This window comes from Craterilacuibacter sp. (assembly GCF_051659485.1).
Lineage (GTDB): Bacteria > Pseudomonadota > Gammaproteobacteria > Burkholderiales > Chromobacteriaceae > Craterilacuibacter.
This window is the reverse complement of the sequence record NZ_JBOFOO010000187.1, coordinates 1-9,492: the sequence shown is the minus strand read 5'-3', so window position 1 is coordinate 9,492 and position 9,492 is coordinate 1. Positions and strand designations below refer to the sequence as shown.

General features: G+C 54.4%; 10 protein-coding genes. 4 read left to right on the top strand and 6 right to left on the bottom strand.

Annotated elements, in window-relative coordinates:
* Nucleotides 1-380: hypothetical protein (locus ACRC1E_RS06820; RefSeq protein WP_438514359.1), on the top strand; the 380-nt coding region annotated here is incomplete at its 5' end.
* 228 nt (nt 381-608) lie between these two features.
* Here the strand turns inward: ACRC1E_RS06820 and ACRC1E_RS06815 are convergent.
* Nucleotides 609-1,745, bottom strand: coding sequence for a ribosomal protein uL16 3-hydroxylase (locus ACRC1E_RS06815; RefSeq protein ID WP_438514358.1), 1,137 nt, complete (start codon nt 1,743-1,745; stop codon nt 609-611).
* A gap of 132 nt (nt 1,746-1,877) precedes the next feature.
* Here ACRC1E_RS06815 and ACRC1E_RS06810 point away from each other — a divergent pair, with 132 nt between their 5' ends.
* Nucleotides 1,878-2,357, top strand: coding sequence for an FKBP-type peptidyl-prolyl cis-trans isomerase (locus tag ACRC1E_RS06810; protein ID WP_438514357.1), 480 nt, complete (start codon nt 1,878-1,880; stop codon nt 2,355-2,357).
* Nucleotides 2,358-2,403: 46 nt separating this feature from the next.
* Here the strand turns inward: ACRC1E_RS06810 and prmC are convergent, their stop codons facing one another.
* The 5 genes from prmC to ACRC1E_RS06785 all read right to left on the bottom strand — a co-directional run bounded on the left by prmC (nt 2,404) and on the right by ACRC1E_RS06785 (nt 7,213).
* Nucleotides 2,404-3,222 (bottom strand): peptide chain release factor N(5)-glutamine methyltransferase, encoded by an 819-nt coding sequence (gene prmC, locus ACRC1E_RS06805; protein ID WP_438514356.1) that lies wholly within the window; start codon nt 3,220-3,222, stop codon nt 2,404-2,406.
* A 4-nt stretch (nt 3,223-3,226) separates the two neighbouring features.
* Nucleotides 3,227-4,666, bottom strand: coding sequence for a magnesium transporter (gene mgtE / locus ACRC1E_RS06800; RefSeq protein ID WP_438514355.1), 1,440 nt, complete (start codon nt 4,664-4,666; stop codon nt 3,227-3,229).
* A gap of 210 nt (nt 4,667-4,876) precedes the next feature.
* Nucleotides 4,877-5,560: a monofunctional biosynthetic peptidoglycan transglycosylase gene (gene mtgA / locus ACRC1E_RS06795; RefSeq protein ID WP_438514354.1), complete on the bottom strand. Its 684-nt coding sequence runs from the start codon at nt 5,558-5,560 to the stop codon at nt 4,877-4,879.
* 67 nt (nt 5,561-5,627) lie between these two features.
* Complete coding sequence (gene aroE / locus ACRC1E_RS06790; protein ID WP_438514353.1) at nt 5,628-6,449, bottom strand: shikimate dehydrogenase; 822 nt, start codon at nt 6,447-6,449, stop codon at nt 5,628-5,630.
* 95 nt (nt 6,450-6,544) lie between these two features.
* Nucleotides 6,545-7,213: a rhodanese-like domain-containing protein gene (locus ACRC1E_RS06785; protein ID WP_438514352.1), complete on the bottom strand. Its 669-nt coding sequence runs from the start codon at nt 7,211-7,213 to the stop codon at nt 6,545-6,547.
* A gap of 46 nt (nt 7,214-7,259) precedes the next feature.
* Between ACRC1E_RS06785 and glnA the strand changes: the two genes are divergently transcribed.
* Nucleotides 7,260-8,678 carry a type I glutamate--ammonia ligase gene (gene glnA / locus ACRC1E_RS06780; RefSeq protein ID WP_438514351.1) on the top strand — a complete coding sequence of 473 codons (1,419 nt, stop codon included), beginning with the start codon at nt 7,260-7,262 and terminating at the stop codon, nt 8,676-8,678.
* Between the two features lie 111 nt (nt 8,679-8,789).
* A complete protein-coding gene (locus ACRC1E_RS06775) occupies nt 8,790-9,263 on the top strand; it encodes a DUF4124 domain-containing protein (protein ID WP_438514350.1) in 474 nt (157 codons plus the stop codon).
* The last annotated feature ends 229 nt before the right edge of the window (nt 9,264-9,492 follow it).

Here is a 9,492-nt window from a genome sequence, read left to right as displayed (position 1 = left end):
GGACGCACTATCCAGCCAGATCGTACGCAAGCTGGCTGAACAGCTACAGTAAGCATCATGCAACAGGCCGCCCAGCAATGGGGCGGCCTGTTTTTTACAGCACGACCAACGCAAAAAAACCCGCCGTAGCGGGTTTTTTCAATATCGCGAAGCGATTACTGAGCAGCGGAAGCGTCAACAGCAGGAGCCGAAGCATCAACTGGAGCCGAAGCTTCAACCGGAGCCGAAGCTTCAACGGCCGGAGCCGAAGCCTCGACAGCCGGGGCGGAAGCTTCAGCCGGAGCGGCTTCTTCTTTTTGGCCACAAGCGGACAGAGCTACAGCCAACAGAGCAGCGACGAGGAGCGACTGTTTCATTTTTGCATACCTTTAACTATTTAAGAGTGAGAACAAGACGGTTATTTCAGCTAAACCCCGATCCGGGATTCAATCAGAATGCTTGTGCGACCGATTCTAGCACGAAAAAAAATTCTGGGAAGAGGGAACTCAAATGAAATTTAACATTCTTAGTCACCCAAGTTGTCGCAGCGCAACAATCTACCCCCAGCACTTTTCAGCTAGTGCAAGATCATATCGATTACCGGTCATAACCTCAAGCATTCACTTGTATTATTTTTGTAAACGCCCCGTAGCCGGCAACCAGTAGCCATCCAGATAGCCTTGATACAACGCCTCCAGCATATCATCTAGTACCTCTCTAGGTTCCAGCATGCGCTGATTGGCAAAGCGTTGCCATGTCGCAACAGTATCCGCGTCGACATCCAGCAAAGCTCCGTTGCAATACAGCAATGTATCCGTATACAAGATCTGACTCTTACGACTCAACACCACGCCCTCGCGCTGCACCTCGTTAAAAAAGGCCTCCTCATCCAGCTCATCTTCCGGTGCATCATAAAAGACATTCGCCTTGGGGTCGGACAGGTAATGGCCAAGGAAATCTGCGACCAGCGCCTTGTCCCAGCTAATCTGCGCCAGCGTTTGCGCAATATCGTCAACCATCCCCTGCGGGATACGGGCAGGATCCGCCTGCCATTGCAAACCGGGATCCGCATAGCGCCCATCAATGCAAACGCGGTCCTGCATATACACCAGAAACTCAGTGGCCAACTCTTGCGCACTTGGCGCACGAAAACCGACCGAATATGTCATCCCCGGTTCCAACGCAACACCATAGTGTGCGTAGCGCGGCGGCAGATAGAGCATGTCGCCATGCTCCAGAATGTATTCTTCCTCGACCTTGAAATCCTTAAGCACACGGATGGGTGCCCCCTCGATAAAGGCATCATCTTTTTGGGCTGAAATCTGCCAGCGCTTGCGCCCCCCCACCTGAAGCAGGAATACATCATAGGAATCGAAATGCGGCCCGACCGTCCCCCCAGGCGGCGCATAACTGATCATCAGGTCATCCAGTCGGGCATAAGGAATAAAGTTGAAGCGCCACAGGATCTCGTCAATATGTGGCAAATGGTGGTTGACGCTTTGCACCAGCAAAGTCCAGTCACTATCAGGCAGACGCTTGAAGCGGGAGGCACGAAACGGCCCGTTTTCCAGATGCCAGTTTCCTTGGCGGTTTTCGATCAGGCGCGACTCGACATCCTCGTCCTGCGCCAGACGGCACAAGCAGTCAAAATCAACCGGCACCCCCACATCGCGTAACGCGCCGCGAATCAACAATGGCTTCTTATGCCAGTACTCACGTAAAAAAACTTCAGCCGGCATATCACCCAACAACTCATTCACAACCATGGCAGTTTCCCGTTTAATGTGTAGCGCGATGGTTTACAATACGCACAGGTGCAAGTCTGCCCGTGCTCCAAATACATGCCACAGTGGCAGCCACTCGCAATTTACTCACTACTTTCTGCACGGACTACATTCATGCAAATCGCTAAAAACTCTGTCGTAACGCTCGACTACGAAATGTTCGACACCGACAACAAGATGATCGACAAGTCCGAAGAGCCAATTACCTATCTGCACGGTGGCTACGACGGCATTTTCCCGCTGGTTGAAGAAGCCCTGCACGGCAAGGCCGCTGGCGACAGCGTAGACGTCATGATGACTTCTGATGACGCATTCGGCGACCCGGAAGAAGAACTGGTACGCGTTGAGCCGCTGGATGTTTTCCCGGCCGACATCGAAATCGGAATGGTATTCGAAGCCGATGATCCGGAAACCGGCGATGTATTGCTGTTCCGCGTCACCGACATCGCGGACGGCAATGCTATCGTTGATGCCAACCACCCGCTGGCCGGCATGGCCATCCGCTTCAAAGGCAAGATTACCGATGTGCGCGAAGCCAGTGCTGACGAAATCGCACACGGCCACGCACACGGCGAGCATGGTCACCACCACTAAGCTGCAATATACGGCTTGAGCAAAAGGCAGCCTTGGCTGCCTTTTGCTATTTTGGTGCCTGCCCCAGCGTAACCCTGTCCAGGCCAGCCAGATCAGGCAAAGTCTCAATTACCTGCAAACCGCTGGCAGCAAAAATACTGCGGCACGCGGCTCCCTGATCATAACCATGCTCGACTATCAGCCAGCCGGCAGGCAGCAGATGCGCCAGAGCACCTTCGGCAATCGCACGCAAACAGGACAAACCATCCGCGCCATCGGTCAAAGCCATCACCGGCTCGAAGCGTACATCGCCCATATTCAGGTGATGGTCATCGCGGTGGATATACGGCGGATTGGATACAATCAGATCAAAGCACTGTGTTGCAGATAATGGTGCATACCAACTCCCCTCATGAAAGCTGATTACTGCCCCCAACTGATTGGCGTTACGCGATGCAATACACAGGGCATCTGAAGACAGATCCACGGCAGACACCTGCCATGAAGGCGCCTCCAGCGCTAGCGTCACGGCAATGGCACCACTACCGCACCCCAGATCAAGCACAGCCGCAGCACGCCCTCGCCCCACCCTTTCCAACGCAGCGTCGACCAGATGTTCCGTCTCGGGTCGCGGTATCAATACGTCCGGCGTAACCGAAAAGATCCGCCCGTAAAATTCGCGCTCACCCAACAGATAGGCAACCGGTTCGCCGGCTATCCGCCGAGCCACCAGTGCATCAAAGGCTGACTGCTGCGCCATCGACAAGGTTTCATCATCATGCGCAAGCAAATGCAAGCGATCAAAGCCCGTTGCCGCCATCAGCAACAAGCGGGCTTCCAGTCGCGGCAAGGTAGTGCACAGCAGTGCATCTCGTATCGTCGTCATGGCTTTACATCAGAAAAATCGAAGCCAGCCCCAGGAAGATAAAGAAGCCTCCGGAGTCGGTAAATGCGGTAATCAGCACACTGGAACCCAACGCCGGATCCCGTCCCATTTTCTGCATCAGGGTGGGCACCAGCACCCCCATGGTGGCCGCCAAAATCAGATTGAGTGTCATCGCTGCCGTCATCACCAGCCCCAGAGAGAAGCTGTCGTACAGCCACCAGGCCACCAGACCAACAACGCCCCCCCACACCAGGCCATTGATCACACTCACCCCCAGTTCCTTACGCCACAGCCTCCAGGCTTGACTCTGCTGCATCTGTCCCATGGCCAATGCGCGTACAATCATGGTAATCGTCTGATTACCCGAATTACCACCAATCCCGGCCACAATAGGCATCAAGGCGGCCAGTGCCACCAAGTGCTGGATCGCACCCTCGAAAACGCCGATCACCCGACTGGCGACAAAAGCGGTGCACAAATTGATTGCCAGCCATGCCCAGCGGTTTTTCACCGAATCGATTACCGGCGCAAACAAATCTTCTTCTTCGCGCAGACCGGCGAGGTTAAGTACTTCGCTCTCGGATTCTTCACGGATGACATCCAGCATTTCATCCACGGTCAGGCGGCCGATCAGCACACCTTTCTCATCCACCACCGGCGCCGTCACCAAGTCATAGCGCTCAAATGCCAATGCCGCATCTTCGGCATCATCTGTAGGGTGAAAAGTCACCACTTCGGTTGCCATCACGTCGGAAACATCGGCATCAGGATCGGAAACAAGCAATTTCCTGATCGACAACACGCCTTTAAGGATGTCGTTATCGTCGATCACGAAAATCTTGTCGGTATGGTCGGGCAATTCATCAAAACGGCGCAGATAACGCAGCACAACTTCACATGAGACATCGGCACGGATCTTCACCAGCTCGAAGTCCATCAATGCACCAACCTGCCCCTCCTCAAACGAAAGCGCGGACTGCAACTGCTCGCGCTCCTCGTCATCGAGACCGCCCATCACCTGATATACAACCTGACGCGGCAAGTCCGGTGCCAGATCAGCCAGCTCGTCGGCATCCAGCTGCTCGGCCGCAGCCACCAGCTCGTGCGCATCCATGGACTCGATCAGTGTTTCGCGTACCGCATCGGACACCTCAAGCAGAATTTCGCCATCGCGCTCACTCTTGACCATCTCCCAGACCAGCAGGCGGTCATCCAGCGGCAAAGACTCTAGGATGTAGGCAATATCTGCCGGATGCAGTTGATCCAGCTTATGGTGCAGCTCATTGATGTTCTGCTTGTGGACCAGCTCTTCAACCAGGCCATGCTTGGGCATGGCTTGCCGGTGAACGAGCTCTTCGACCAAGTGGTGACGCTCGATAAGACGCTGAACTTGGGCAAGACTATCCTGCAGACGATCGGTTGGCTTTTTCTCGAGAACCGTCATGCGCGCCTCCTTCCACCGTAACTGGCGGCGGCAAACGCACGCGGGTTTTAACGGCGGGGTATTAGTGCTTCAGTCGTAAACTGAATGTTCATTAAAATTTGACTGGGTAAGTCCATGCGAATACCGCACCCGTTTGTGCGGCAGGAACGAAGGAAGGCAGGATTTTAGCATGGAAGCGCAAACCGCTTCCAGCGCCAAACCTGTGGAATTTCATGGCACATCGGCATAACGCATGCGCCGCTGGATGATATTGCTTTTACGCGCCAAACCGCGGGCATTGCGGTGGGTATCGTAGTAGCGCGGATTGGGCACCATCGCTGCCAGCCTTGCACCTTGTGCCGCAGACAAACGGTTGGCCCCCGTTTTGAAGTAATGGCGACTGGCCGCTTCGGCACCAAATACGCCATCGCCCCACTCGATCACATTCAGGTAAATTTCGAAGATGCGCCGCTTGTCCATAACAGCCTCCAGCATCACGGTAATCACCCCCTCCTCCAGCTTGCGCCAAGGTGTACGCTTGCCGGACAGGAACAGGTTTTTAGCCAACTGCTGACTGATAGTCGACCCACCTGCCACAATACGCCCCTGTTTCAGGTTCTTATCGAAAGCGGCTTCAATCCCATCCCAGTCAAAACCTTCATGATCAACAAATTTCGCGTCCTCGGAGGCGACAATGGCCCGCTTCAGGTTGGATGAAATGCGCTCATAGGGCACCCAGCGATGCCGCAGTTCGGCATCCGGATTTTCCTCCTGCAAACGCGCCAACTGCTCGGTCATAAACGCACTGGTCGACGGATTACTACTACGCCAGTACACAATATGGCCAAAAATCCACAGATTGTAGAGCATCAACAAAGCGAGCAGAGCAGCAGAAACCTTAAGGGCAAAACGCATAAGCAGAAAAAACCGGGAAGGAAGCACAGAAAGGGCGCCGGCAAACGCCGCCGCCCTGAAAAATGAATCAGGCGAGAACTTCACGCAGCATATGCGTGACTTGACGGGTATCTGGATGAACATTACGCCAGATGGAAAACGATTCTGCAGCTTGCTCCACCAGCATACCCAAACCATCCGCCAGCATGCCCGAATTTTCACCTTGTGCCCGCTGCAGGAAAGGCGTCAGGCCACGGCTGTACACCATATCGTAAGCCAGCGTGCGCGGAGAAAACAGGCCATGTGGTATTGGCGGCAACTCCCCAGATAGGCTGCTGGACGTCCCGTTAACCACGATATCAAAATGCAGCCCCTCAAGCTCGGCATAACCGACAGCAATAAGCGCCCCCCATGGCGCAAAATGATGGGCAAGCGCCTCAGCCTTTATCAATGTGCGGTTGGCGATGGTGAGGCTCTCTGGCTTTTCTGCCAGCAAGGGCTCGAGCACACCACGCACCGCGCCGCCCGCGCCCAGAATCAACACGCGCTTTCCTGCAATAGGAAAATCCAGATTCTGGACAATATCCCGCACCAAGCCGATACCATCCGTATTATCGCCGTATAACTTGCCGTCACGCAGGCTCAGGGTATTGACCGCCTCGGCTGCACGCGCCCGCTCCGAGACTTCATCCGCCAGACGAAAAGCCTCTCCTTTGAATGGTAAAGTCACATTCAAACCCCGCCCACCAGCAGAAAAAAACTTCTCCGCCTCCGCGGCAAACTCGCCCCGCTCGGCATACAATTTTTCGTAACGTATGGCATGACCACAGGCACGAGCAAATTCGGCATGAATCAACGGAGACTGGCTGTGAGACACAGGGTTTCCAATTACGGCATAACGTTCGGTCATATCAGGGCAACTCGCAAAATAGACAGGCCGGGTAAGGGGCGACAGCAGACACTTTGCCTCGCCGCGCACAAAACATCAACCATAAAGCATATGCATCAGCCCTGCTGCCAAGGCAAATCACGAGCCTTCCAGCCAGTGAGCTGACCGCGATGACCTAAGCTATCCCTCTCACCCTCAAACCCTTCGAGAACGTTGTATACGCTGGAAAAACCATGGGCGGCCAACATACGGGCAGCCTCATCAGAACGCACGCCGGTACGGCACAGAATCAACACGGCATCTTCCTTATCCAGTTGATGCTCGGCCTGTGCCAAAAAATGCGGATTAGGCAACATGCCCGGCCATGTTTTCCACTCGATACACAAGGCATTCGGCACCGCACCGACAAGTTGCAACTCGGCACTACTTCTGACGTCCAGCAGACGGGCGCCAGGCAAAGTCTGAAGCAACTCCCAAGCATCCTCAGGCGTCACTGCACCAGAGTAAGACAAACCCGACTCAACGGCCCTATCGTGGGCACGTTGTAAAATTTCGGCGCGATGACTCATAACACTCTCCTTGCCTGTTTTAAACAGGGTTTCAGCATAACTTCCAAACCCCCATCTGACTACCCTCTTCATGATGCACAAAATTGGTGCATCATGCGGCGCACTACGCACCAAAAACGAACAGTCAATATGCATCAACAACTCATCGCGCTTATGGCACAATGGGTAAAGCATTAAATTATAGCTGGCATGTTTAATGCTTAAGCTTTGTGTCATTTTTTGCGGCATCCCACCCGATGCGCATGGCCTTAAGGAGATCATCATGGCGGTAGCAGACGTTTTGAAACTAATCGAAGAGAACGACGTTAAGTTTGTCGACCTTCGCTTTACCGATACCCGCGGCAAAGAACAGCATGTATCCATTCCTGCACATGTTCTTACCGAAGACGCAGATGCCTGGTTTGAAAACGGCCATGCCTTCGATGGCTCCTCCATCGCTGGCTGGAAAGGCATACAGGCTTCCGACATGCTACTGATGGCGGACCCGGCTACCGCCAAGATTGATCCGTTCTTCGATGAACCGACTGTATTCATGAGCTGCGATGTGGTCGACCCGGCCGACGGCAAGGGCTACGATCGCTGCCCACGCTCCATCGCCAAACGTGGCGAAGCCTACCTCAAGGCTTCCGGCATTGGTGACACCGCCTATTTCGGCCCGGAACCCGAATTCTTCATTTTCGACAGCATCACCTGGGGCACCGACATGTCCGGCTGCTTCGTGAAGATCAAGGCCGAAGAAGCGGCTTGGGCATCGGCCGAAGAATTTGAAGGCGGCAATACTGGCCACCGTCCTGGCATCAAGGGCGGCTACTTCCCGGTACCACCGGTCGACTCTTCGCAAGACTTGCGTTCCGCCATGGTACTGCTACTCGAAGAGCTGGGCGTTCCGGTTGAAGTACACCATCACGAAGTGGCTACCGCCGGCCAGAACGAAATTGGCACCAAGTTCAGCACGCTGACCCAGCGCGCCGACTGGACCCAGATCTTGAAGTATGTTGTTCACAATGTGGCACATAGCTATGGCAAGACGGCAACCTTCATGCCCAAGCCTATTGTTGGCGACAACGGCTCCGGCATGCATGTACACCAGTCGATCTGGAAAGACGGCAAAAACCTGTTCGCTGGTGACGGCTATGCAGGCCTGTCTGATATGGCGCTCTACTACATTGGCGGCATTATCAAGCACGCTAAAGCACTGAATGCCATCACCAACCCGGGCACCAACTCGTACAAGCGTCTGGTGCCACACTACGAGGCACCGGTTAAACTGGCTTACTCGGCCAAAAACCGCTCGGCGTCCATCCGTATCCCGCACGTAGCCAATCCAAAAGGCCGCCGTATCGAGGCGCGCTTCCCGGACCCACTGGCCAACCCTTATCTGTGCTTTACCGCATTGATGATGGCGGGTTTGGACGGCATCCAGAACAAGATCCACCCAGGCGATGCTGCCGACAAGAACCTGTACGACTTGCCACCTGAAGAAGACAAGCTGATCCCTACCGTGTGCACCTCGCTGGACGAAGCACTGGCAGCACTAGACAAGGATCGCGAATTCCTGACCCGTGGCGGCGTATTCTCCAACGAGTGGATTGATGCCTACATCGAACTGAAGATGCAGGAAGTTAATCTGACCCGCATGACGACACATCCAGTCGAATTTGCCATGTATTACAGCCTTTAATTCAGGTTTGTAACAATAAAAGCGGCAGCCTAGGCTGCCGCTTTTATTTGTTCATGACGTAGTCGCTACTTTTCCTTATCATGCATCTACTCCACTTAGCATTGTCAGACCATGAAATCAGGGATTGTTTTCTTATCACTCAGCTTAATCAGCCTACCCTGCAGCGCAGCGACTATTTATAAGTATGTCGATCAGGACGGCCATGTTACCTATAGCAATATCCCCGTACGCGGCGCCAAGGCGCTGAACATCAAGGTACCGGCAGCCACAGGTAGCCAAAGCACGACACGCCCCCCTGCCCGCAATAACAGCACAAACCAAACCTTAGGCTTCCCCTCTGTTGCGCCCGAAACCCAGCGCCAGCGTGATGGCGGCCGGCGCCAGATACTGCAAAGCGAACTGTCAAATGAACAAAGCGCACTGGATAGCGCACGCCGCTCGCTCTCAAATAGCGAAGCTAGCCTGCGCCAAGGGGCACGCGCCACGAGTGAGCAGAATAGTCGGAATACCGCATTACGAGAGACCATTAAAGATAGGGAGCGCAATGTACAGGCCCTGCAAAGAGAACTAGGCCTCAGCCCGTAAACTTCGGCCTATCCATTTTCAGCTTGAAATTGCAGCAAACGTCTTGGACTATTTATTGCTTAAGCTAAAGGGCTACCCCTACCCTGGCCCATGTCATGCCTGACTCAAACTTCTGTGGACTTGAACTGCTCGACACCCCGGTACTGGTGGTCGAGCACGACAGCGATATCGTCTATGCCAATCCGCCCTGTGAGAGCCTGTTCGGCGTAGGGCAGCGCGAACTGACGCG